The sequence below is a fragment of the Paenibacillus sp. NPDC058898 genome (genome assembly GCF_049316025.1).
GTDB lineage: Bacteria > Bacillota > Bacilli > Paenibacillales > Paenibacillaceae > Paenibacillus_AQ.
The window spans coordinates 148,364-173,177 of record NZ_JBMOSM010000004.1 but is presented as its reverse complement, the minus strand read 5'-3'; the positions used below and the strand labels follow the sequence as shown (position 1 = coordinate 173,177).

Genomic DNA, 24,814 nt, shown 5'->3' with positions numbered 1-24,814 from the left:
TGCGTTATCCTCCCATCTCTAAAGCTACAGCGTGAGCGATGCACGGAATGCTCTCACCCTGCTGGTAAGAAAGAGGCGAAAGCAAGGCTCCGGTAGCAACGACCAGCACCTTTTTCAATTCGCCTTTAAGCATCCGTTTCAAAATATGGCCATAAGTGACAACAGCCGAGCAGCCGCAGCCGCTGCCCCCTGCATTGACGTATTTCTGCTTTTCCATGTCGTAGATCATTAAGCCGCAATCGGCAAATACCGTGCCGTCCATGATCACATCATTCTGTTTCAAGAGATCCTTGGCGATCGGAAGTCCAACCGAGGCCAGGTCACCGGTCACGATCAGGTCATAATCCTTCGCTTGCCGGCCTGTGTCTTTAAAGTGCTTGGTTATTGTATCGGCTGCCGCCGGAGCCATCGCCGTCCCCATATTGAACGGGTCCTTGATGCCCAGATCGACCACCTTGCCAATAGTGGCATACGTGACAGCAGGACCGTCTCCCTTGTCCGAAATGACGGAGCAGCCTGCTCCCGTTATCGTATATTGTGCATACGGCGGTTTCTGCGATCCGTACTCCGTAGGATAGCGAAACTGCTTCTCGACCGTACAGTTATGACTTGCAGTACCGGCCATGACATACTTGGCCCCTCCTGAATCCACGAGCATGGAGGCCACCGCGAGGCTCTCCATTGAAGTAGAGCAGGCACCGAATACGCCGATGTAAGGCACACCCAACTGTCTTGCAGCAAAGGAACTGCTGATGATCTGGTTCATCAAGTCCCCGCCCACAAAAAACTGCAGCTGGTCTTCCTTGATGCCAGCCTTTTCGACCGCCTTACTTGAAGCATCCTCCAGCAGTTTTCGCTCCGCCTTTTCCCATGTTTTTTCGTTGATCTCAATATTGTCGTAGACATAGTCGAAATCATCGGCGAGTGGCCCTTCGCCTTCCTCAGGTCCTACAATCGTCCCCGTGCCGATAATGACGGGTTTGTTCTCGAACTGCCAGGTTTGGCCGATCACCTTCATCTCTCGTCACCTCCCCTCGATGCCAAAAATAGCGTAAATGATACCGATGATAAACGCAGCGACGGTACCAAATACAATGACTGATCCTGCCAACTTAAACATGCTGGCCCCGACCCCCAGTACCAAACCCTCCGCGCGGTGCTCGAGCGCTGCGGAGCACATGGAATTCGCAAACCCCGTAACCGGCACGGCGCTGCCTGCTCCCGCCCATTGCGCGATTTTGTCATACACGCCGAAGCTGGTCAGAATGACGGAGAGTATAATCAGCACGGCTACCGTCGGATTGCTCGCTTCGGTGGTGCTCATGTCGAATACAGACATAAAAAACTTCTGAATGCATTGGCCGATCAAACAGATGAGACCTCCCACCAAAAACGCACGCAGGCAATTTTTAAGTATGGGGCGGGGAGGTTCATGCTTTTTGGCAATCGCCTGATATTCCCCTGAGCTCATTGTGGTGATATCAGACTTAGGCTTTTGGTTAGAGCCTGACATTTCAATACACCTCCGCTTTTATTTAAGTATGGAATCCTCTATAAACGCTAAAGAGCCACTATGGATATCACTCGATATCATTATGCTTTGATTGAACTCCCTTTATGTTTGGAAAATCATCCTTCTTACTTGGCAATCACAGCTTGTCCTAACGTCAAGATTTCCCCACACGAAAATCAGCCTCCAGGAGTATCCCTGAAAGCTGAAATAAGATTCGCCTGCCATCATTGCTGGAGCCGGTCATTATATAAGAATGTATTTCAGCAAAATGACGAGGAGGATGAACAGAACCATAATGAGCAGAAGTTCTCTGACTTCGGCATGATAGACGTTTACCTCAATCCCATGGTGCTTCATACTCTGCTCCTTCCCTCGGACAACAAAAATTCCACTTCGTTTCAACATCGTATTCCTTTCCCGGATGCAGGGTGCTTGTTCCATTTGCTTTTAAATCACGTAGCCTTAGCGGCACGGGCCTTGTAGACTTTTCAGATATATAGGGGCATACTAGAAAAGGAAAAACTCTTACATACCTTTTCTAAAGGAGCGATTTCGTAATGAATGAATCAACACTGGAATTATTTCGTACTTTGACGGAATTCCCGGCTGCACCGGGCTTTGAGAGGGAACTTCGTTCCTGGTTGAAGAATACCCTCTCTCCATATACAGATGAGTTCGTGCAGGATCGGCTGGGCAGTCTGTTCGCCGTTCTTCGCGGTAACGATGAAGGTCCAAAAGTCATGGTGGCCGGTCACATGGATGAAGTCGGATTCATGGTAACCGGCATTACCGAAGCGGGTATGGTCCGTTTCCAGCCGCTCGGCGGCTGGTGGAGTCAGGCCGTGCTTGCTCAGCGCCTGCAAATTATTACAGACAACGGTCCTGTCGTCGGGGTTGTCGGCTCCATCCCTACACACCTGCTGGATGAAGCGCAGCGCAGCAAGCCGGTCGACATCAAGACCATGTATATCGATATCGGTGCCGACAACAAGGCGGAAGCCGAAGCGTTCGGCATTCGTCCCGGATTGCAGGTGGTTCCGATCTGTGAATTTACGCCGCTCGCCAATCCGAAAAAAATCATGGCCAAAGCATGGGATAACCGCTATGGCGTCGGCCTGGCGATCGAGCTAGTTCAGGCGCTCCATGGCGAGAAGCTGCCTAACACCGTTTACGCCGGTGCAACCGTCCAGGAAGAGCTCGGACTGCGTGGAGCACGTACTTCGGCCAACCTGATTCAACCGGATATTTTCTTCGGATTGGATGCCAGCGCGGCGAACGACATGATGGGGGACAAGAGCCAGTTCGGCCAATTGGGTCAAGGCGCACTGCTTCGCATCTTCGATCCGACGATGCTGACTCACCGCGGAATGGTAGAATACGTTCAAGATACGGCGGAGACCAACAAAATCAAATACCAATACTTTGTCTCACCGGGCGGCACGGACGCAGGCCAAGTGCATCTTAGCGGCATCGGCGTTCCGTCCACCATCATCGGGATTTGCTCCCGCTATATTCACACATCTTCGTCCATCATCCACACGGACGACTATGAAGCTGCTAAAGAACTTCTGATCAAGCTCGTAAAAGGTTTGGATCGCACGACACTCCAGACGATTCTGGACCGGGCGTAAGCTAATAAGGAAAGAAAAGGGTACCCTGCAGGTCTCAAAAAGACCGTAGGATACCCTTTTTTTCGGCTAATTCCTATGAAGATAATGTCTCCTTATGTCGTGCGAACCGAAAGGATAGGATCATCGTTAAATAGACAATAACAACCAGAACCGTATTCAGCACAAATATCATGCGAAATCCTAAAAGCCCCCCTGCCAATTGGCTCGGGAGCGCCAGCATGGCACCCCCCGCCGCCGTACCAAACATCATCCCCAGATTTCGTGACAGTGCCAAAATGCTGCTGATCAGGCCGAGGTCCGTTTTGGATGTCCTGCCCATCACGAGGGAATTGTTCGGCGGCGTAATGATGCCCATGGAACCGCCGAGCAGGACGATAAGCAGAATCAGGAAGAAGATCGGATATGCCGGCGATACAAAACCAAGCACAATTAACGCTGCTGTCATGAGCAGCAGCCCAGCTGACAATAACGGAAATGTCCCCAACTTGTCCGACAGGCTCCCGCTCAGTGGCGAGAATATGATCAGCGACAACGGATATCCCATCATGATCAGCCCTGCCGTGGCAGGTTCAACGCCCAGCTCGCTCAGCAAAAACACGGGCAGCACAAGCTGAGCGGAGAAAGCCGCCATATAGGTAATGATGGTGATGATGATTCCCACGCTAACGCCTGCATCCCGAAACAGATCCAGCTTCATAAACGGGAGTTTCCCCTTCCCTCCTCGTTCCCACCGCGAAGATAGACACCACCCGATGAATGCAGCAGCTCCCGCTCCGAATACGATGAACAACAGCGTAACTTGCCAGGAACCCCAACCCCACTGAGCCCCCATATTCACGGCCGTAACCAGGCCGGTTAGGGATATCGCAAACAAGGCAGCCCCCGGCACATCCAATCGGCTTACGCCTTTTTCCGGTTCGTCCTTCGGAATGAATCGCTGAGCGAACAACCATGCAATAAGAGAAATGGCCGTCAGCAGCCAGAAATTGCTCCGCCACGAAAACCACTGAATCAGTATTCCGCCAAGGCTCGGTCCGACCATCGAGCCTGCAGCGACAAACGTGCTGATGAGCCCGAGCGCTTTACCTCGCTGCTCCTTCGGAAATACCGAGACGATCAGCGCCATATTGGTGGCTTGATACATGGCGGCTCCTACGCCTTGCAGAATTCGCGAAGATATCAGTCCGTTTAATGAAGGTGACAAGGCGCAGCAGAGCGCCCCTGCCATAAACACAAAATAGCCAATATTGTGGATTTTCCGCCTGCCCAACATATCCCCCAGCTTTCCCATAACCGGAAGTAGTATGGAGATGACGAGCAAATAGGCGGTGACAATCCACTGTGCCGTAGGGATGGTGGAATCGAATGTTCTGGCTATATCAACAAGCGCAATGTTGAACATGCCAGCCGACAGATTGGACAGAAATGCCCCTAAACAAATGGTATATTGGACGATCATCCTTGATTTGTTATTCATGCAGGACTCACCCGCTTTATTCATTAATTTCTGTGCCGTTCATAGATAAAGCCCCCGCATGCGGAGAGCTTCCCTTGGTTGAACCACGTTCTGACAAGCTAGCCGATAGCCGGCTGAGCGGTCGACATCGACCGCAGCCGTTCTTCAGGCATTTGATCCATCCAAATATCGATAACCTGCGCCACTTCACTAACTTTCCCGAAATAGCCTTCAATATTCTCAAGCGTCATGTCATGAGCCGCTTGCGAATACGATGCGCAAGCATCCGCTACAAGCACGATATGATAATCCAGCATAAACCCGTCGCGGGCCGTTGATTCCACGCATACATTGGTGCTGCTCCCGTCATGATCAGGGTCTCGATTCCTCCTCGATCGCCAAGCTTGTCTCCCGCATGGCCGCAATCTCTTCCCCGTTTCTGCGGAACCATTCACTGACGCCCGAAATTTCAATTTTGTGAGTCATGTCCCTTCCTCCTCTATGATACATCAAACATGTATTTTCAAAAGCGGATGTAACAAAAAATCGCCAGTCCAGCCCCAAGCCGCACACATGTATGTGCCTTGGTACCAAACTGACGATCGGCCCGCTCTCTACTCGAGGTTGTTCAAAAAGTCATCTTTTGATCACGAAGCAGCACATGAAGCTTAATCGACATCGAATCTTGAATTCAGCCGGGCCTTCCGGTGCTCACGTAGGTTTTGCCTACGCTCCGCTCCTGACGTCCCTAGCTTCATCCAACTAAAGCGTTTTGAAAAAACGCACATCGGAAGCATAAGCTTCGGTGCTGAAAACCTGACTTTTTGAACCCTTACTACAAGAGTTCCGGCATGTCCTTCAGATATGCTTCGACCTCCTTCTCCAAGTATACGATGGTACCGGAAAACTCGGTCTCTGCATCACTTTAAGAATGGAGATGATTTTAAATTGAAACTGCTGTTCATTGGAAGCTTTAATCTCCTGCTTGAACACCTGGAATAAAAGGTGGTCCAACTGCCGGGTAGAGAGGGGGTAATTCTCATCCAGCAGTTTGAGGACGGGGACTCTACTATTTCTCGATACAATGATGATTTTGTTGCCAACGAAATCGACTTTTTGCTGCTTTACACCCACGTTAAATATTTTCTTATTTATCGCGTTGTAAACCCTCAAAAAATCCTGTATGAGTTCGCCTGCTGTCATCATGGTTCAACACCCCTTTGTGTAAATTAATATTACATTGACCAGGGTAGGTATAGGGTGTTTATCGAGTTTTTTCTGTCCTTGGGTATAATTATAGGCGATATTGGGCTGTTGTCAATACATAAACGTCAAAAAATATAACAAACACTTAATTTGTGTTAGTTTATATAACATTAACATAACATTTTTTTGAGTGTTGTTCCGTTCACTTTACTTCTGCCCTCTTTCTAAATAAAGAGTAGTCCTAATCGAGCGTCGGGCCCCGTGCCCACGCCCTAAATCTATCACCTTGTTCTATCCTCCGTTAAAAATCCGTTCCAGGAACAAGACGCCCTCCCGCTTCTGGTGCTCATTGACTTCATGGCCGGAGAACGGATAGTCTCTTATTTCTTTAGCCGATTTCATTCGGTTGTATGCTGCATATATGGTTTCAGGCATGCAGACCGTATCCTTCCAGCCGACGGATACCATGACCGGCACCTGGATTCGCGGCGCCAGATTCAGCATGTCAAAATACGAGAGATGCTCCAGGATTTGATCCAATTGCTCCGGGTAGCGCTTGATGTATTGGGCGATTTCGTTCAGCGAGCTGACCGAATGCAGAATCCCGTAATCTATCCTGCACATGTTGGGAATGTCGGCCACAATGGCCGCAACCTTCGGATTCAAGGCCCCTGCAAGCAGAGACAGTCCGCCACCCTGACTGCCGCCAACCACGGCAATTTTTTTCGGATCCACTCCGGGCTGCTGCGATGCAGCATCCACCGCTCGCACAGCATCCATAACGACTGCCATGTAATAGGAGCGACGAATATCCATAATCCCCTGTGTCACCCAGCCCTTAACCACGCCGCTGTCCAATGGAAGCAGATTCCCCGTCTCTCCGCCCTGTCCCCTGACATCCACGGCAAACACCGTATAACCCAGCATCAGCCAGTGAGCATACCGCTCTGGAAACCCACGGTCTCCGGAATAACCCGGAAAGGTTACGATACACGGTCGTTTTTTTTCGTCCGAAGAATGTTTAGCTGGAGCTATATACCAAGCATGGATGGGCGTATCATCATAACCATGATAGGTGACCTTGGATACTTCCATATGAGGATATGGCGTCGCTTCCAGTAGACTAACAATGTGAAGCGGCTTTTCGTTATACGACTTCAACACTTCCTCCCAAAATTGATTCAAAACCTCCTCGTTGATTATGGGTTCCGGATACAAGTTGCCAAGCTCTTTTTTACGCAGCTCAATGGTATTCATTCTGAGTTATATCTCCTTTTCGCGAGTAATATGAACGTTCGTATAACATGGTAATTTCGGCATAACGTCCGTAATCCCCTGCGAAAGAGTAGGAATTCATGCCGCTTTATTACAAATCCCTTTCATATTAACGATTAGGCCGCAGCTCCAATCGTTATCTTTCTCTAAAAAAAATAAAAAACGATCATAGATTTATAGAGTTGAACATATCATAATAGAAACTATGAAAAACCAAAGGGTTGATATAAACGAAGCGCCCGCCTCTAGCAATACGACATCTTATAGTGAATGGAGACGATGAATATGCTGCAAGGTTTAACAAGCGCAGGACTCGGAAAACTTGAAAGCGATTTACAGTTTATCGAACTCGCGGCCAAATATGAATTTCAATGCGTCGATATCGACGCCAAAGGTCTTGTAGACCGCCTTGGCGTGGAAGCGGCAGCCGATATGCTGCAATCCCGCCAACTGGAAGTTGGGGCAATCGGTCTTCCCGTGGAATGGAGAGGATCGGACGAGCAGTTCCTAAGCGGACTCGAGAAACTGCCGGCTGCAGCGGCAGCTGCCAAGGCCCTCGGCTGCACTCGCTGCTGTACATACATTCTTCCTTCCACTGATGCACCCGCAGCTCATTTCATGACGCTGGCCACCACAAGGCTGCGGGCTTGTGCCAGCATTTTGGGAGCATACGGAATTCGATTGGCCCTGGAGTTCGTAGGCCCGCATCATCTGCGCACCCAATGGAAGAACCCGTTTATCTGGACAGTACAAGAAACACTGGATTGGATCGATGCCATCGGGGAACCGAATGTCGGGCTGCTATATGATGCCTATCACTGGTACACCAATGAGATGACGGTTTCGGATATCCGGCAGCTGCGGGCTGAACAAATCGTTCATGTCCACATTAACGATGCCAAGGACATACCCGTGGGGGATGTTCTCGATAATGATCGGCTTTATCCGGGTGAAGGCGTAATTAATCTTCCGGGGTTCCTTCAGGCTCTGAACGATATCGGCTATGCAGGCCCAGTTACACAAGAAATATTGACACCTTCCACGCCGACCGGGACTCCTGAGGAATTGATCGCCAAATCACGGCGAGCCTTTGACAGCGTATTCGGTGCTGCAGGATTATAGTAGAGGATTCAGGCATGTTTGAGTCGTTAACTGACGATAGAGATCCGGGATCGGCTAACACTCCATGTCATGCAGATGGGGAAAGCCAGGCCACATAACGGAATGATTCCATCTGTTCAGGGGAACACTGGAACGGTAGCTTAAGTACCTTTTTGGGAGGTCTCAGGAATGAACGGATTTGAGAAGGAAGAAAGGGATAACTTTACGGACCTATCCACCGTTGAGTCACAGCGGAACGATCTGGTGGCCGAGGAATTTCCCGAGGGACCTTACGGTTCCGATCTCCGCAGCGATTCCCTTGGCAAGAGCACCCCATGGCGCATGGATCAGCGGCCTCCGAATCGGTTTGATTATGAGGATCGCAACCTGCACATGGGCATCGAACGGGAGTATCCCGGTGAAGACGAGAGCATTCAAGCAGACCCGGGACAAAGGAAACCTGAGTAGAGCCGAACTAAAAAACCAACCATCGTGAACTGCACCCCACTTGTTAGACACCATCTAACATTTGGAGGTGCAGTTTTTCTATGGCCAAGACGGTTGGTTTTTGTCGTAACAGGGCTTGTATCCACGCTTGGAAAGCATAATAGCCTATAAAAATACATAAGATGGCATATGAAAAAACGTCTAACGCCGTAGTACTCAGAAAACAGACCGCTTTTAGCGGAGGTTTTCTTGCGAGAGAGTCGTACGATTCCAAGAAAGGTAGAAATCCGTTGTCCGCAATTACAGAGACGAGAAGGAGTGGGGGGAGTACTTCATGCCCATCATCAAGGAGCAGGATAAATTCGTGATTTATGTTGTCACGTTATCCAGCGTAAAGCGCTACATGTCCATTGAATTTATCGGCGGGTCTTGCGGTTTCATCATCGCTCAAAAAGCACTTCAATCCGACCTGCTCGGCATGATTGGCAGCATCATCGCACCGATGGCCATTCGCCGCGTGCTGCAATGGCAGCAGGATAAATTCGAGAGTCCTATGCGGTTTGGGTTGCGTGCACTCAACAAGCCGAGCGAGCTGAACACTACATAAATCAAACGAGCGAAAGCCACTTCCATCACAGGAAGTGGCTTTAGTGGCTCTATATCGACATTCCCGTTTCGGTCATCAGTGGTTGACACAGTTTCAGTTTTCTTCCTAACGTTTCTGCTTGTAAAACTCATGATACAGCTTCATCAGCGCACGCTTCTCAATCCGCGATACATAGCTGCGCGATATGCCGAGTTCCTTGGCGATCTCACGCTGCGTCCGTTCTTCTCCGCCAGCTTCCAGTCCAAAACGACCAATAACAACTTCCTTCTCCCGGTCGTCCAATATATCGAGGTTCCGGTAGATCTTGCTCTTCTCAATCTTTAACTGCACGGCATCCACGATATCATCCGCTTCCGTACCCAAAATGTCAATTAATGTAATTTCATTCCCCTCTTTGTCCGTTCCAATCGGATCATGGAGGGATACGTCTTTTCGTGTCTTCTTCAAGGAACGAAGATGCATCAGTATCTCATTTTCTATACAACGGGCAGCAAATGTCGCCAGCTTCGTGCCTTTGTTCGGCCTGAAGCTTTCAATCGCCTTGATGAGTCCTATCGTCCCGATGGAAATCAAATCTTCCAAATCCTCGCCGGTGTTATCGAACTTTTTGACAATGTGCGCAACCAGCCGAAGATTATGTTCAATTAGTTTATTACGCGATTGAGGATCGCCTTCGGCCATTTGCTTCAGATGTTTAGCTTCCTCTTCCTCGGTCAGAGGCTGGGGAAACGCGTTGTTTTTCACGTACGAAACGAGCAGGGTCAACTCTTTTATGAACAAAGCAATTGCGGTAAACAATCCAGGCACTTTAGGACACCTCCTGCGAAGTTACAATGCAACCGGCTCTTATCGCGCTCGGTCTCTCGGTCTTCTCATTCTATGTAGGCAACGGCCCAGAAGTGCCTGTACGTGGGAAAGCGATTCGTAAAAACGTTAAATTCCCGATATCTGTCCGACCATTCATAAAAGACGGCCCGAAATGATACACCATTTGATATTTTAGTGATTCCTCAACTAAGCAATGGACAACCGCAACTAAAAGCCATTCTTTCACAACATACCAATATATCATGTTATAAATACAAACAGTAATAAATGATAAATTGCGTTGTCGTAACGGTATATTCCTAAACTAGGACAAGCTTTTTTTGTTCAAATCAATCATTCAAGATCCAACATTTCTGGCCCCATAACGAGAGACAGCATCTTTGGCAAATATAAAAACGACGGACCACAGAATGATCGACACGCCATTCACTACACCAACATAATATAACAGCCATAATTTTTATTAATATAATATATTGACATTAAATTGGTATGTAATTATATTGAATGTAAGCGTTTTATATAATGACCTAACAAAACCATTAACACCCTGAAGAATGGAAGGGAGAAGCTTACCATGTACACATTGGACTATTTTTCTGTATTGCATGATTTGAACCGCACGATAACCGAAGGCACCTCAGCTTATCCGAAGCTCGGACATATGTTCAAGAGCATGCTGGACAACACGCTGAGTTCGACCATTCAACGACAGCCCGACGGTACCACCTTTGTCATTACCGGCGATATTCCAGCCATGTGGCTTAGGGATTCGGCTGCGCAAATCCGGCCCTTCCTCGTTCCTGCGGGCCACGACGACAAGCTGGCCGATTTGATCGAGGGACTCGTACGCAGACAAACGGCATTCATCCTGCTCGATCCATACGCCAATGCATTCAATGATTCGCCTTCTGGTCAAGGCCATCAGAACGACCGCACCGCCATGAATCCATGGCTATGGGAGCGCAAATATGAGATCGATTCGTTATGCTATCCCCTTCAGCTTGCTTACTTGTTATGGAAAGAAACCGGTAGGACCTCGCATTTGGATCACAAGTTCCATTCAGCTGCCAGGGTCATTCTGGACATCTGGCGAACCGAGCAGCATCACGAAACCGATTCGCCGTATTACTTCGAACGCTTCGATTGTCCTCCAAGCGACACGCTGCCGCGCGGTGGAAAAGGGGCTGAAGTGGCTTACACAGGAATGACCTGGTCCGGCTTCCGCCCGAGCGATGACGCCTGCGTCTACGGATACCTCATTCCGTCCAATATGTTCGCCGTCGTTGTGCTCGGTTATCTGGCGAAGATTTGCCGTGATGTCCTGCGCGATCCCGAGTTGGAAGCGGAGGCGGAGAAACTTGCCGCTGAGATCCGTCATGGCATTGAGTCGTACGGCGTTCAAGATCATCCCGAATATGGCAAAATATATGCCTATGAAACAGACGGGATGGGAAACCATCTGCTGATGGATGACGCCAACGTCCCCAGCCTTTTGTCCATTCCGTATTTGGGTTATACAAGCGCTGATGACCCGGTCTACCAGAATACCCGCAGGTTCGTGCTGAGCCACGCCAATCCGTACTATTATCAAGGCACTGCCGCCGCAGGCGTCGGTAGCCCCCACACGCCGGATCGTTATATATGGCCGATTGCGCTGGCGATTCAAGGCTTGACGACCACGGATCGGGAAGAGAAACTTCGACTGCTGCGGCTAATGGCCGATACCGATGCAGGCACCGGCATGATGCATGAAGGATTTCTGGTAGACGACCCTGCCCGTTATACCCGCCCATGGTTTTCCTGGGCTAACATGATGTTTTGCGAGCTGATTATGGATTACTGCGGCATTCGAGTCAAAGCGAAGGATACCGGAGGAGGTCATCGGAATCACCATGGGAACCACTAGGAAGCTTCGCGGCTGGGTCATCGGATATCTGTTCATTTTACCGTCCATTATCGGCTTCAGCATTTTTGTCGCCTACCCCCTGTTGTCCTCCATGTATTACGCCATGACAGAATGGAGCGGGTACGATTCTCCCCGTTTTGTCGGCTTTGAGAACTTTAGATACCTGTTCACCGAGGATCCGGCGTTTTGGTCTTCGATCCGGGCAACGTTTTACTTCGTTATGCTGAGTGTTCCTTTATCACTGATTCTAGGCTTGTTATTGGCCATGATGCTGAATAAAAACTTGGCAGGCATCAAATGGTTCCGTACGATCTTTTATCTTCCCGTTGTTGTTCCCTCCATCGCCACGCTCACGTTGTGGCAATTTATTTATGAGCCGCAATACGGTCTGGCAAATTCACTGCTAAGAGAGTTCGGACTGCCACCGGGCACTTGGTTGACCAGTGAAACGACAGCGCTCCCATCGATCGTGTTAATCGGTTTATGGCAGGTCGGATCCAGTGTCATCATTTTTCTGAGCGGTCTGCAGTCGGTTCCCCAGGAAATGTATGAAGCGGCGGAAGTCGACGGCGCCTCCAGGTGGCGCATGTCGCTTAACATTACGCTGCCCATGATCACCCCGATCCTGTTCCTGCAGCTTATACTCGGCATCATCGGCGCATTCCAGGCGTTTAACCAGGTTCAGGTGTTGACCGGAGGCGGTCCGAACTTTTCCACCTCCCTGCTGAATTACAAAATCTATACCGACGCCTTCAATGGAAGAATGTTTGGTTATGCAATCGCAGAAGTGTGGGTACTGTTCGTCATCATCATGATCTTTACCGTAATTTCTTACCGGTACTCCAACCGGTTCGTTTATTACGAAAGCGACAAATAAGGGGGTAAGAAGTGATGCAAACGGAAGTACGGCCCAAAGGAAATCTGAATGCAGCGGACATACGAGTTAAGCGAAGAGTACGGTTTAATTGGATTGATGCCTTTCGTTTTGTCCTATTGGCTATCGGCGCCATTGCGATGCTGTTCCCCCTATTGTGGATGGTTACCATTGCGCTGAAGAGCAATAATGACGTGTTCAAAATTCCACCCGAATGGTTTCCGCGGGAGTTTCATTGGTCCAATTTTGTAACCGGTACAAAGGAAATCAACTTTTGGCAAACGTTTGGCAACTCCCTGTTTATCGCGATTACCTGCACGATCGGGCAGATTATAAGCTCAGTTCTAGTGGGCTACGGGCTGGCACGGCTAAAGTTCCCGGGACGAAAGCTGTGGTTCTCGCTTTTTGTAGGAAGCCTTATGCTTCCCGGATTTGTCGGCATGATCCCTATGTTTAACCTGTACACCAGCATCGGATGGTACGATTCCTGGCTGCCGATCATCGTGCCCGCCTTTTTTGGAAACGCCACGTTCTCATTCCTGTTTGTCCAGTATATAAGAACGATCTCCGTTTCATTTGATGAGGCTGCCAAAATAGACGGGGCATCGGACCTTTATGTGCTGCTCAAGGTACTGGTGCCTATGTCCATGCCGGTCATCATGACCATGGTGATCTTTGCGTTCCAAGGGGCATGGAATCAATATTTGGAACCTCTGCTCTATATTATCGACCCAAGCAAATGGACGCTGTCACTGGCGATGGCAACCTATACGGGCACCTATGCGACAGCCTGGAATCTGTTTATGGCCGCGGATTTAATTTATATCCTGCCGATGCTGCTGCTCTTCTTCTTTGGCCAGAAGTTTTTTATGCAAGGGCTTGGCTCCATGAATTCCGCGGGTTTAAAGTAAAGCTTCCAACCGTATGGGAGGTGATGCCGACCGGGATTGACTGAAGTAAAAAACAGGTGATGTTCAGTTCATTAATTTTACCATTGGGGAGGTCTTTCAATGAGACAGGGTGTTAGAAAGTGGGCCAGTGGAATCATCGCTTTACTGTTATTTTCAAGTCTGCTAGCCGCTTGCGGCGGCAACAGCGGCGGAGGCTCCGGTTCGGCGAGTCCCGGGAACACACCATCCGGAGAAGATAACGCCGGGTCCAAGAAACCCGTCGAAGTCACGATGATTACTTGGGAGTCGGCGGCCATGAACGAAAAAATTATGGCATCCATGAAAAAATTCGAAGAGGATAACCCTGACATCAAAGTGAAACTCATCCCTACTCCATTGGACAATTACGGTGTCAAGATTAACGGAATGATCACGGCGAAGAAAGCACCCGACATCTTCATGACCGGTAACGACATGCTGCTCGATAATGCCGGCAAAGGACTTCTCTATGACTGGACGGAGCTTGCAACACAGGACAAAGCGTTCATGGAGGGCTTTTACGATGGCGTGGTAGACAGCTGGTACTATGAAGGCAAGTTGGTCGGATTGCCGGGCCTCTTGAACACATACGGCATTTTTTACAATAAAAAATCATTCCAGGATGCAGGTCTTCCGGAACCGAAGATTGGCTGGACCTATGATGAATTCTTCACGGCGATGGAAAAACTTTCGAGCAATCAGGGCGGCGTGCAGCAATTTGGTTATTACGCTCCCCTTGACCCCTTCCATGTCTCTCTCTATTCGGTTTCCGCAGGCGGTGCTCCCTTCGCTGATGCCATCATTAATCCAACGAAGGTGGAAATCAGTGACCCGTTCAGAGAGGGAGTCGAAAAATATAAATCCGCCATTGCAAACTGTTACATGAATCCCCCTACCTTTGACTTAACGAATGCCATGAGTTCGTTCAAGCAAGGTAAAGTCCCGATGACCCTGCAGGGGCAATGGGTAGCCGATGACTTGATCCGTACGGCTCCGAAGGAATTGGAGTGGGGTTACGTGCCGATGCCGGTGGTAAACAGCCAGACCGAGATTTATGACGCTGTCGGCTGGTCCAGTCCGGCAACGCTCAAAAATCCGGAAGCGGTATGGAAAGTGCTCAAGTATCTGGATTCCAAAATGTACGAGGAAGTTCTCCCTTCAACCCCGGTGGCTCCCGCAGCCTATCAAGCTTCTTCCGCAGCTTATTACGAAGCGCTGAAAACGGCCGGACATCCTGAGGTGGGCGAAGGACTTGATCATATCCTGAAATCCCAGAATACGCAGCCGGTTCGTTTCCTGTCGACATGGGCTGGCAAAGCGTACCCGTTCATTGAAGCATCATGGAAAAACATTCTGATGGGCAAAGCCCCAATCACCGAACTGGATGTGATGGCCGAAAAAATCAACAAAGTGATTACGACCGGCAAGTAGTAACCGGAACCGTTAAGCTCATGAAGCCGATCATGAATGGAACGGATCGGCTTCGATTTGAAAATAGAGGAGGAACATTCATGTCACTAAGATCAGGTCAACTTTTCAGGTTTCTTGCGGTGCCTCTGGCTATCGCGCTCATCCTCGGTTCCATGCCCGGCTTCGGAACGTCCAAAGCCTACGCCTATACCGCATCAGATGGGGATACAGCGATGAGAGCTTTTAACGATACATTTTGGGATCCGAACGCCAAGATGTTCTGGAAGGACTCGAAGCGCGAAAAGCATCAAGACTTCTGGGTGGAGGCAGAGCTGTGGGAATTGGTCATGGATGCGTATCAGCATACATCCGATTCTGCCTTGAAAGCCGAGCTTAAAACGCAGATCGACGATGTATATGACGGCACCGTCGCCAAGTACGGCCAAGATTGGACGAATAATCCCTTCAATGACGATATTATGTGGTGGGCGATGGGAAGCGCCAGAGCCTATCAAATCACCGGAAATCCAAGATATTTGAAGGCCGCAAAGGATCATTTCGATTTTGTATACGATACACAGTGGGATGAAGAGTTCGCGAGCGGCGGCATTTGGTGGCTGAACAGCGACCATAATACCAAGAATGCGTGCATTAATTTCCCGGCAGCGGAAGCTGCACTTTATCTTTACGATATTACGAAAGATGAGCATTATCTAAACGCGGCAACCAAAATATTCAGATGGGGCAAAACGATGCTTACGGACGGAAACGGAAAAGTGTTCGACCGCATCGAAGTTGAACATGGTGCGGTTCCGGATGCCACTCACTACAACCAGGGTACATACATCGGGTCAGCCGTCGGATTGTATAAAGCGACCGGAAATGCCGTTTACCTCGATGACGCGGTCAAAGCCGCTAAATTCACCAAGAACCATCTGGTGGATTCAAACGGGGTGTTGAATTACGAAGGCCCCAACGGAGATCTGAAAGGCGGTAAAACGATCCTGATGCGCAATCAGGCCCATCTGCAAAAGACACTGGATGAAACCGGCCAGCACCCCGAATTCAGCGCTGAATTCGACGAATGGCTTGCATTCAATGTCGAAATGGCCTGGAGCCACCGCAATCCGGATCATATCGTGGATGGAAACTGGGCAGGACAGCTGCTGTCCGGAACCTATGAATCCTGGTCCTCGGCCGCTGCCGTTCAAGCTTTAAACGTGATCAAGCCGATGGAAGCAGAGCTTCGTTATGCCGTTAAAAACCCCTTCGATAAAATCGAAGCGGAGCGCTACAATATCGGGGCCGGATTCGTGCTGGAGGGTTCATTTGAAGGTTCGCTGCAATTAGGCGGAATCCAGCATGGCTCTTATGCCGCTTACAAAAATGTGGATTTCGGATCAGACGGTGCGATTGGGTTCATTGCCAGAGCGTCTAGCGGAACGGGCGGAGGTCAAATCGAGATCCGGCTTGATTCCAAGGATGGCCCCAAAGTCGGGACCTTGAACGTAGAGGGAACGGGCGACTGGAATCATTATATCGATGCCGTCACCCTCCTTAAAGATGACCAGGGAGCGCCAAGCACCATAACCGGCGTCCATGATGTGTATCTTGTCTTCACCAAGACAAATGACGATTATTTATTCAATTTAAACTGGATTCAATTTACGACCACGGATCCGACTGAAACCGATGCCTATGCCAAGCTGAAAGCCGGAAATTATGACAGCAGCGAAGGACTTAGTAAACATGCCGAGTTCGGATATTTGGACGGAATCCATCACAATGCCTATGCCTCTTATGAAGGAATTGATTTTGGAACTGGCGCGGCTGGTATCACTGTGCATGTGGCAAGCGGCAATCAAGGCGGCACGATCGAGATTAAATTGGACAGTCTAGATGGACCTACCGCAGGTGTCGTTCAAATTCCGGCGCTGGGAAGCTGGGATAACTGGGTCGATATCATGGCGAATATCGATGACACCCTCGCTGTAGGCGTTCACGATGTATATCTTGTTTTCAAGGGAGCGAATGGCAGCGACTACCCTCTCAATCTGGAGTGGTTCACCTTTACCACCATGAAAGGAAAAGCAAGAGATGCTTACAAGAAGCTGGAAGCTGAAAACTATACGAACGGGGTAGGTTTCGGCAGAGAAACCGGCGGCGGGGAAACTTACTTAGCCGGGATGTTTGGTCCAAATAACCCTTATGCTATGTATAATTATGTCGATTTTGGCAGCGAAAGCCCTACCCAATTCCATGTCAACGCAGCCAGCGCCACGGCTGGCGGGACGATCGAGGTCAGACTGGACAGTCTGGGCGGTCCGGTCATTGCAACAGCCACCGTCTCAGGAACCGGGGGCTGGCAAAATTTCGAAGTTTCCTCGACGGATGTAACGACCCCTGTAACGGGAAAACACATTGTATTCATGTCTTTCAAAGGTGGAGACTGGTTATACAACTTTGATAAATTCACTTTTGGCGATCCGGCCGTATTTACGGAGCCTGCTCCTCCTACCATACCCGAAGAGGATGACGTTGCCCCGGGTGAGGTAGAGAACGTGCAGGTGAAGCGCGGTGAAGGAAACATAACGCTGTCTTGGGATGGTCCCTACGATATCGATGCTCAAAAAGTGCAAATTACGCTGCGGAGTAATGGACAGCAGGTCGGCGACGTCATTGAGGTAAATCGGGGAATTCAAACAGCTGTGATACAGGGAATCGAAGCGGGCAAGGACTACTCGCTCTTCATCCGGTCCATTGATCGGTCCGGGAATGTATCGCAGGGAGTCACCATCGAGGTTACCGATTCTCCTTCCTTCTCTTTGACTGTTAATGGCAAGAACTTGGAAAATGGCGATGCTTTGGAGGATTACATGGCTCTCAGCTTCAAAATTATCGACACTTCCGCCATCCAATTAGCCGAAATAACCATCGGCGATAAAGTATATACGCTGGATCCATTGACCAAGGACGCTATCGACATCGATTTGGCCGGGAATTTGGGCGACATAACTGCAACGGTTACGACTGAAGACCGCTCCGGTAACAAACCTCAGAAAACAATCCAGTTCCGGGTCATCACCAGCGTGCCTTCCATGAAACAATTAATCGCCCGATTCGCAGATTCAGGAGATGTAAGCGGAGCGCTCATTCCTCAGCTGACCAACGCTCTTAACCAGGTACAGCATCAACTGGATCTGGGAAGAGTGGATCATGCCGTCAAGCATATGCAGAATTTCACCAAGCACCTGAATAAAGAGCCGATGGGACGCAACGTCAGCGTTCAAGCCAAAACGGTATTAAATACCGATGCGAACTCCCTGCTCGAAGATTGGCAGGATGACTTGGAGTAAACCCTAGCTCTATAGCGGCGACCATGCATGACGCATAAAAAAAAGTGACTCCTGATGATTCAGGAGTCCCTTTTTGTTCTCTTTCACCTGTACCCATAGTCTCTTGCGGCCCATACGTGCGATGCCCTGTTACAATTAGTGCCTGATCAGAAACGGCTAGGGAAGAGTACCCTTCACAAATCCGGGCTGCTTAACCGTTCAAACAACCAGTCGTAAGAATATCGGCCGCTGATTTCATGTGCTCCGGGGAACAGATCGGTTTGCAGCTTCTCCTCCGCACCGGTGCGCCGATACTTTTCCCTGAGCTCATGAGCTGCGGCTTCAAAGCCCGCAGCCGGGAATATCCGATCATGGGTTCCCGACTCCAGAAACAAAGGTCTAGGTGAGATCAGCCCCATCCATTCCGGCAGCTCGGCATGGTTGAGCATGCCGGGGATGTAATTGCATACACAGTGCTGCACCGCCATAATGCTGTCCTTAAAAGTATTGGGATATCCCGCAAGCACGGCAGCCCGAATCCGTTCATCCAGCGCCGCGCTCAAAAACGAGATAAACCCGCCTCCCGAAAAACCCATGATGCCGATTCTGTCAGCCTGAACCTCCGGGCGTTCGGCCACATACTCCAAGGCCTTCAGCGTCTCGGTTACGCGGAGACCGGCGAGCGTCTTGCCATGCATCATCAGCCCGGTGGACAGCCGGTGGCAGGAATTCGGGGCATCCGGATTCCGTACGAGATCCGCCGCAAGGCGACGCTCACCGAAACCGGCTACATCCGGAGCGATCACCACCATGCCCCGCCGTACCAACTGGACAGCGAAATGCCGGTGTATACCGGGCATATCGGAATCCCTTGATCCGTCCTGCTTCAGCCCTACAATCTCCCTGCTGCCATAGCCATGACCATGAACAGCGACGGCTGCTGGCATCGGCTCCCCCTGATTCCCATCTGGAATTAATACATACGCCGCAAAGGATACGCCCGGTACGGCGGATAACTCCACCCTCTCCCGAATATATCCGTCACACAGCTCCTGTTCGAGCAGCACAAGCTTATGCCTGTCATTGGATTCGAATTCGCCGATCAATTGCCGAAGCGTCTGCTTCAAATACCCTTTGCGCTCTTCGGCACTCATGGCAACCTGCCTGTCTTTCGTTCGGCCCATTGTCTCGTTATACATGGACTCCAGCAAAGCATCTGCGCGCCACATCCCGTACTCACCGCCTTCGATTTACTCACTGTTTTTTAGATAAGGTGTTCCCTTGGATAGCGCATTTCCCTGCATATCTGGGCATCAAGGCCCCATATTCACCAGGACGGCTTCGGGCCCGGTCGGTCTCCGGCTCCCCCCTTTGGGTTCCATGCTCACAACAATCCGCTTCGCTTTCCCCGCTCCGAAACCGTAATAATAGCTCTTTCCCTGCGGGCCCTGCACAAGCATAAAGCCCGCGCTCGACAGCCGATCCTCATCCTGAAGCCACACCTGATAGTCTTTCTCCTCCAAGGAATGCAGGCCGTTCACAACGATCAGCATTTCTCCCGAGCCGCGTTTCAGCCACACCGAGCCGCTGCCATAGAAAGGCTCAACCGGCTGTATGACATACCGCTCGGTATCCTCGCTTTGCATATCGGCAATCCGCTGGCTCACCGTATGTTCGAAGGCCGCATGGGTCTGAGCGTCGTTTCCCTTCAAGGTGAATAAACCGGCTATCAACAGGATGAACAGTGCTCCGGATATCGCCTGCAATGCAACATGCTTCCTGATTCGGATTTTGCTTCGGAAGGACCGGATATAAGCCGCAAGCAGGAGCCTGCTGCGCAGTCGTTTGGGAGGCATGTGTCCATCCGCGGCTTGATTCTTCATTGACTCCCGAATGGCCGTCTCCGTACCTGCAGGCTGAGTCGATCCGACAAGCGGTTCGCCACGAATATCACCGCTTCGAAACAGCTCCTGCTCGATTACATCGGATTCATGTGATGGCGTTGCGATACCTTCTGCTCCCATAAGGTCGGCCCATTCCGCCGCTGTCCCGAAACATGTCTTGCATTCCTTAAGATGGTGCTCGATATTCATCCTCTCCGCGTACGGCAATCGCTTCATAACGTAATCAACAAGCTTCTCCTCGGGATATAACGGGCAGTCAAAGTTGTCTTGAGCGAAACGCTCATGGTCTTGCTTTGAATGTTTCATGCTGCGAGCTCCCCCCTTCCTTCCCGTTCATCGCATCCAGCCGCCGTCTAACATTGTGGATGCCGTACCGGATTAAGGATTTGACGGTTCCGACAGGCCGGTTTAACAATTCCGCCATTTCCCGGTGGGAGCGCTGCTCGACGTAGCTTCCGTAAACCGCCATCCTCTGAAGGGGCGGAATGCCCTGAAGCGCCTCCTTTACCTGCTCCAGCTCCAATCGGCGCAAGGCGGCCAACTCTACCGATTCCTGCTCTTCGCTCCATGCCGTTTCCGGCAGCGCCTCTTCGATCCATTCGGCTGCAGCCGTGCGCTGCCGCTTGCGCAGCCGATCCATCGCCCTGCACCGTGTTCTCACGGCCAGCCAAGCCTCAACGCTTCCGCGTGCAGGATCATACTGATCCGCCTTATGCAGCACTTCCATAAAGATATCCTGGCATACATCCTCCGCCTCGGCCGGATCCTTGGTCATCTGCAAAGCCAGCCGGTAAACCAAGCGGACATTAGCATCATAGAAGTGCCTGAATGCTGCGGTCGAACCTTCTGCAATCTCCTCCAGCCACGTCGCAGAATGATCGTTCATTCCTGACTCCCCCTAATCTGTTCTCCTCTCAAATCATCATGATGGCCTGCCTTTCGCACTGCCATTTTCGATTCAATATTTTAGCAAACGCTCCTTGTCTTTTGAATAAACCTGGGCACTTTTCAGCTTCCTTTAATGAATTTTTTAGCTAATTTTAATCTTTCCGATAAATCCAAACCCGGTGCTTCCAACGTACTCATTATGAATCCATAAATTAGGAGGGGTAGTGTCATGAAATTGCTTAGAAAGAGAGCAAAGCAGCTGAACCTGCTGCTCTTGTTCATCCTGGGTACTTATTTGTTAAGTGGAGGAAATACCGCGTTCGCGGCGGGGGAAATCACCTTGTACACACCGTACACCTCGATTTCCGTTCCGCCGGGGGAAGTCATCAATTATCCCCTTGAAGTCAAAAACAATACGAGCGGCGTCATTACGGTTCCGCTCCAAATCAACAGCCTGCCGAGCGGCTGGAGCACCAAGCTTAACGGGGGAGGCTGGCAGCTGAAGGAAGTGTCCGTGAAGCCGGGCGAATCGGAATCGGTGTCCTTGGAGGTTACCGTGCCGCTCAAAGTAGATAAAGGCACCTACCGGTTTCAAGTAACGGCGGGATCCATGGCCAGTCTGCCATTAACCGTGGATATTACGGAAAAAGGAACCTATCAGACCGAGCTCACAACCGATCAAGCCAATCTGGAGGGGCATGCTGATTCCACGTTTACCTACACGGTGAATCTGCAAAACCGAACTGCCAATAAACAAAACTATGCTCTGCAGGCCGATGCCCAAGCGGGATGGGACGTTACATTCACCTCCGGCGGCAAGCAGGTATCCTCCGTCGAAATCGAAGCGGGTGCAAGTCAATCCATTACTGTCGATATCAAACCGCCTGCCGAAGTGACGGAAGGCTCCTTCTCCATTCCGATCCGCGCCTCCAATTCATCGACATCCTCCGAGCTTGCGCTGGAAGCTGTCATTACGGGCTCTTATGGGCTGGAGCTTACAACACCAAGCGGTTTGCTCAGCACAAACGTCAATGCGGGCGGCAGCAAAACCATCGAGCTGCTGGTCAAGAATACGGGGACGGCACCTCTCTCGGATATTAATCTTAGCTCCGATACGCCGGTGGACTGGGAGGTAAGCTTCAATCCGAAAACGATCGAAAATCTGCCCGCAGGCAAATCCACAACGGTAGAAGCCAAACTGACCTCAAGCGACAAAGCCATTGCGGGTGATTATGTTACCAGCCTGAAGGCCGCTGCGGCTGAAGCAAGCTCCGACGCCCAATTCCGCGTAGCCGTCAAAGGCTCCATGCTGTGGGGCTGGATCGGCGTGCTCGTAATTGTTGCAATTCTGGGAGGCATCTATGTTCTCATTCGTAAATACGGAAGGAGATAACCTTGATGGATACGGTCATTGACATTCACGAATTGACGAAGAGCTACAATGAAACGAAGGCGGTGGACCGTTTATCCCTCCAAATTAAACGCGGCGAGATTTTCGGTCTGCTCGGCCCGAACGGTGCGGGCAAATCCACCACCATCCTGATGCTGCTCGGACTCAGCGAACCGGATTCAGGAACCATTAACGTGCTTGGCCTCAATCCGACAAGAGAACCGATCCCGGTCAAGCGGCGGGTCGGTTACCTGCCTGATGACGTTGGCTTTTACGAGGACCGAACCGGGCTCGAAAATCTGATGCTTACGGCACGGCTGAATCGAATCCCCGATTCCCAAGCCCGGGAGAGGGCACTGGAGCTGTTAGAGCACGTTGGGCTCACGCATGCAGCCCATAAGAAGACCGGGGCTTATTCCCGCGGAATGCGACAGCGGCTCGGACTTGCGGACGTCTTGATGAAATCCCCGGAAATCATCATCCTGGACGAACCGACCTTGGGCATCGATCCAACAGGTATGGAGGAACTGCTGCGTTTGATACGGAAGCTAAGCCGTGAGCAGGGCCTTACCGTACTGCTATCGTCCCACCAGCTGCACCAGGTTCAGCAGATTTGCGACCGCGTCGGCCTGTTCGTGCGGGGACGGCTGCTCGCCGAAGGGGATGTCGTGGGGCTGTCCCGGACCCTGTTCGCGGATGATCCGATTAAAATCACGGTGGAGCTGGATGAGCTACGGCCCGAATTGCGGGATGAGATCAGCACCATCGAAGGGGTTCACCAGGTCGAGGTACCGTCTGTCGAAAGCGATACGGCTGAGCATGCGGACACCCGGATCAGAAACCTTCCGGCTAAGGTTCTGATCCGGGCCGATAGGGATTGCAGCCCCGAAATTGCCCGAACGGTAGTGAATGCAGGTGCCCAGCTGTTCTCTCTGAACCGCCAGCAGTATGGTTTGGACGAAATCTACCACCGTTATTTTGCAGGAGGTGATGAGCATGGCAGAGCGAAGAGTGCTGAGCGTACAGGGTAAGCTGGCTGGCATTGGCCGCCGGCTGCAGTCCTTCTCCGAAAACACAAAAAAAACATTTTCCAAGCGCACCAACAGGCCAGACCAAACGGCGACAGTAGAAGCAGTCAAACCGTCCACGCCTTCAGCCTTCGGCGTACTGGTCCGTAAAGAGATCGCGGACCATATCCGGAGCTGGCGCTTCATTTTACTGCTGGGCATCATTGCCTTAACATGCGTGGCTTCGCTATATACGGCAATGAACAGCATCCGTGAAGCCCTCGGGTCGGAGAACGGGGTCGATGGTTTTGTCATCCTGAAGCTGTTCACCCTCTCGGACGGCACCCTCCCGACCTTCATCGGGTTTGTCGGTTTCTTAGGTCCATTGCTCGGAATCGGCATGGGCTTTGATGCCATCAACAGTGAACGGAACAAAGGGACGCTCAGCCGCATCATGGCCCAGCCGATTCACCGCGACGACCTGCTCAATGCCAAATTCGCCGCTTCCCTGATCGTGATCAGCATCATGTTTATCACGCTCGGGCTGCTGACCATGGCGCTGGGCACCCTGATTATCGGCATACCGCCAACCTTCGAGGAATTTTTGAGAACCATCAGCTTTCTGGTCGTGACCATATTTTACGTTGGCTTCTGGCTGAATCTGGCCATTATGTTCTCCGTAAGATTCCGCCAGCCTGCGACTTCCGCCCTGTCAAGCATTGCGATTTGGCTGTTCTTCAGCTTCTTTTTTGATATGATCCTGCGATTGCTGGCGCGGGGATTGGCTCCGGATTCTGCCTCAGCCACGGTCCATGATGTCATGAGCTATCAGAATCTGATGCTCTGGCTTGGCCGGCTGTCGCCATATACCCTGTTTAATGAGGCAACGAGCACTCTGCTGATGCCGTCCATCCGCAATCTCGGACCGCTCACGCAGGAGCAGGTGTACGGCGCCATCGCTAGTCCGCTGCCCTTTGGTCAAAGCCTGCTGCTCGTCTGGCCGCAAATTACCGGACTGACCGCAGCCACGCTGATCTGCTTCGCCATCTCTTACGTCCTGTTCCTCCGACAGGAGATTAGAGGCCGGTCCTGATCTTTAGGTTA

23 protein-coding genes are annotated in these 24,814 nt (G+C 50.8%); 12 read left to right on the top strand and 11 right to left on the bottom strand.

The window, feature by feature from the left end; genetic code table 11:
* Positions 1–4: 4 nt before the first annotated feature.
* The 3 genes from spoVAD to ACOZB4_RS12725 all read right to left on the bottom strand — a co-directional run bounded on the left by spoVAD (position 5) and on the right by ACOZB4_RS12725 (position 1,918).
* Positions 5–1,018 carry a stage V sporulation protein AD gene (spoVAD, locus tag ACOZB4_RS12735; RefSeq protein WP_379415796.1) on the bottom strand — a complete coding sequence of 338 codons (1,014 nt, stop codon included), beginning with the start codon at positions 1,016–1,018 and terminating at the stop codon, positions 5–7.
* A gap of 6 nt (positions 1,019–1,024) precedes the next feature.
* Positions 1,025–1,513: a stage V sporulation protein AC gene (gene spoVAC / locus ACOZB4_RS12730; RefSeq protein WP_076320540.1), complete on the bottom strand. Its 489-nt coding sequence runs from the start codon at positions 1,511–1,513 to the stop codon at positions 1,025–1,027.
* 243 nt (positions 1,514–1,756) lie between these two features.
* Entirely contained in the window at positions 1,757–1,918 is a 162-nt protein-coding gene (locus ACOZB4_RS12725; protein ID WP_179090563.1) for a hypothetical protein, read from the bottom strand.
* Positions 1,919–2,070: 152 nt separating this feature from the next.
* Here ACOZB4_RS12725 and ACOZB4_RS12720 point away from each other — a divergent pair, with 152 nt between their 5' ends.
* Positions 2,071–3,144 (top strand): M42 family metallopeptidase, encoded by a 1,074-nt coding sequence (locus ACOZB4_RS12720; protein WP_339271888.1) that lies wholly within the window; start codon positions 2,071–2,073, stop codon positions 3,142–3,144.
* A 73-nt stretch (positions 3,145–3,217) separates the two neighbouring features.
* On the opposite strand, the gene ACOZB4_RS12715 is transcribed toward ACOZB4_RS12720, so the two are convergent.
* The 4 genes from ACOZB4_RS12715 to ACOZB4_RS12700 all read right to left on the bottom strand — a co-directional run bounded on the left by ACOZB4_RS12715 (position 3,218) and on the right by ACOZB4_RS12700 (position 7,063).
* Positions 3,218–4,621 (bottom strand): MFS transporter, encoded by a 1,404-nt coding sequence (locus ACOZB4_RS12715; RefSeq protein WP_379415800.1) that lies wholly within the window; start codon positions 4,619–4,621, stop codon positions 3,218–3,220.
* 98 nt (positions 4,622–4,719) lie between these two features.
* Positions 4,720–4,944: an isochorismatase family protein gene (locus ACOZB4_RS12710; protein WP_379415803.1), complete on the bottom strand. Its 225-nt coding sequence runs from the start codon at positions 4,942–4,944 to the stop codon at positions 4,720–4,722.
* 514 nt (positions 4,945–5,458) lie between these two features.
* Positions 5,459–5,806 (bottom strand): DUF2294 domain-containing protein, encoded by a 348-nt coding sequence (locus ACOZB4_RS12705; protein WP_379415805.1) that lies wholly within the window; start codon positions 5,804–5,806, stop codon positions 5,459–5,461.
* A gap of 291 nt (positions 5,807–6,097) precedes the next feature.
* A complete protein-coding gene (locus tag ACOZB4_RS12700; RefSeq protein WP_379415807.1) occupies positions 6,098–7,063 on the bottom strand; it encodes an acetylxylan esterase in 966 nt (321 codons plus the stop codon).
* A gap of 303 nt (positions 7,064–7,366) precedes the next feature.
* On the opposite strand from ACOZB4_RS12700, the gene ACOZB4_RS12695 reads away from it, so the two are divergent.
* The 3 genes from ACOZB4_RS12695 to ACOZB4_RS12685 all read left to right on the top strand — a co-directional run bounded on the left by ACOZB4_RS12695 (position 7,367) and on the right by ACOZB4_RS12685 (position 9,236).
* The gene (locus ACOZB4_RS12695; RefSeq protein WP_379415810.1) at positions 7,367–8,203 is read left to right on the top strand and encodes a sugar phosphate isomerase/epimerase family protein; all 837 of its coding nucleotides are present in this window, start codon (positions 7,367–7,369) and stop codon (positions 8,201–8,203) included.
* A 168-nt stretch (positions 8,204–8,371) separates the two neighbouring features.
* Positions 8,372–8,650, top strand: a complete 279-nt coding sequence (locus tag ACOZB4_RS12690) for a hypothetical protein (RefSeq protein ID WP_076320535.1) — start codon at positions 8,372–8,374, stop codon at positions 8,648–8,650.
* 313 nt (positions 8,651–8,963) lie between these two features.
* Positions 8,964–9,236: a hypothetical protein gene (locus ACOZB4_RS12685; RefSeq protein ID WP_379415813.1), complete on the top strand. Its 273-nt coding sequence runs from the start codon at positions 8,964–8,966 to the stop codon at positions 9,234–9,236.
* 105 nt (positions 9,237–9,341) lie between these two features.
* Here the strand turns inward: ACOZB4_RS12685 and sigK are convergent, their stop codons facing one another.
* Positions 9,342–10,043, bottom strand: coding sequence for an RNA polymerase sporulation sigma factor SigK (gene sigK / locus ACOZB4_RS12680; RefSeq protein WP_076320533.1), 702 nt, complete (start codon positions 10,041–10,043; stop codon positions 9,342–9,344).
* A 598-nt stretch (positions 10,044–10,641) separates the two neighbouring features.
* On the opposite strand from sigK, the gene ACOZB4_RS12675 reads away from it, so the two are divergent.
* The 5 genes from ACOZB4_RS12675 to ACOZB4_RS12655 all read left to right on the top strand — a co-directional run bounded on the left by ACOZB4_RS12675 (position 10,642) and on the right by ACOZB4_RS12655 (position 18,542).
* On the top strand, positions 10,642–11,973 hold the full coding sequence (locus tag ACOZB4_RS12675) for a glycoside hydrolase family 125 protein (RefSeq protein WP_379415817.1): 1,332 nt from the start codon (positions 10,642–10,644) through the stop codon (positions 11,971–11,973).
* On the top strand, positions 11,960–12,850 hold the full coding sequence (locus ACOZB4_RS12670) for a carbohydrate ABC transporter permease (RefSeq protein WP_379415820.1): 891 nt from the start codon (positions 11,960–11,962) through the stop codon (positions 12,848–12,850). Before ACOZB4_RS12675 ends, ACOZB4_RS12670 begins: the two co-directional genes overlap by 14 nt.
* A 14-nt stretch (positions 12,851–12,864) precedes the next feature.
* Positions 12,865–13,758, top strand: coding sequence for a carbohydrate ABC transporter permease (locus ACOZB4_RS12665; protein WP_379415822.1), 894 nt, complete (start codon positions 12,865–12,867; stop codon positions 13,756–13,758).
* A 99-nt stretch (positions 13,759–13,857) separates the two neighbouring features.
* Positions 13,858–15,207: an ABC transporter substrate-binding protein gene (locus tag ACOZB4_RS12660; RefSeq protein ID WP_379415825.1), complete on the top strand. Its 1,350-nt coding sequence runs from the start codon at positions 13,858–13,860 to the stop codon at positions 15,205–15,207.
* 80 nt (positions 15,208–15,287) lie between these two features.
* Positions 15,288–18,542: a carbohydrate-binding protein gene (locus tag ACOZB4_RS12655; RefSeq protein ID WP_422759543.1), complete on the top strand. Its 3,255-nt coding sequence runs from the start codon at positions 15,288–15,290 to the stop codon at positions 18,540–18,542.
* Between the two features lie 173 nt (positions 18,543–18,715).
* On the opposite strand, the gene ACOZB4_RS12650 is transcribed toward ACOZB4_RS12655, so the two are convergent.
* The 3 genes from ACOZB4_RS12650 to ACOZB4_RS12640 all read right to left on the bottom strand — a co-directional run bounded on the left by ACOZB4_RS12650 (position 18,716) and on the right by ACOZB4_RS12640 (position 21,311).
* The gene (locus tag ACOZB4_RS12650) at positions 18,716–19,750 is read right to left on the bottom strand and encodes a dienelactone hydrolase family protein (RefSeq protein ID WP_379416321.1); all 1,035 of its coding nucleotides are present in this window, start codon (positions 19,748–19,750) and stop codon (positions 18,716–18,718) included.
* Positions 19,751–19,834: 84 nt separating this feature from the next.
* Entirely contained in the window at positions 19,835–20,731 is an 897-nt protein-coding gene (locus ACOZB4_RS12645; RefSeq protein ID WP_379416322.1) for an anti-sigma factor, read from the bottom strand.
* Positions 20,706–21,311 (bottom strand): RNA polymerase sigma factor, encoded by a 606-nt coding sequence (locus ACOZB4_RS12640; protein ID WP_379416323.1) that lies wholly within the window; start codon positions 21,309–21,311, stop codon positions 20,706–20,708. The genes ACOZB4_RS12645 and ACOZB4_RS12640 overlap by 26 nt, the downstream gene beginning before the upstream one ends.
* A 231-nt stretch (positions 21,312–21,542) precedes the next feature.
* On the opposite strand from ACOZB4_RS12640, the gene ACOZB4_RS12635 reads away from it, so the two are divergent.
* Genes ACOZB4_RS12635 through ACOZB4_RS12625 form a run of 3 tightly spaced genes read left to right on the top strand, consistent with a single transcriptional unit; the run spans position 21,543 to position 24,803 of the window.
* The gene (locus ACOZB4_RS12635; RefSeq protein ID WP_379416325.1) at positions 21,543–22,706 is read left to right on the top strand and encodes an NEW3 domain-containing protein; all 1,164 of its coding nucleotides are present in this window, start codon (positions 21,543–21,545) and stop codon (positions 22,704–22,706) included.
* 5 nt (positions 22,707–22,711) lie between these two features.
* Entirely contained in the window at positions 22,712–23,734 is a 1,023-nt protein-coding gene (locus tag ACOZB4_RS12630; RefSeq protein ID WP_379416328.1) for an ABC transporter ATP-binding protein, read from the top strand.
* Entirely contained in the window at positions 23,700–24,803 is a 1,104-nt protein-coding gene (locus ACOZB4_RS12625; protein ID WP_379416331.1) for an ABC transporter permease, read from the top strand. The genes ACOZB4_RS12630 and ACOZB4_RS12625 overlap by 35 nt, the downstream gene beginning before the upstream one ends.
* The last annotated feature ends 11 nt before the right edge of the window (positions 24,804–24,814 follow it).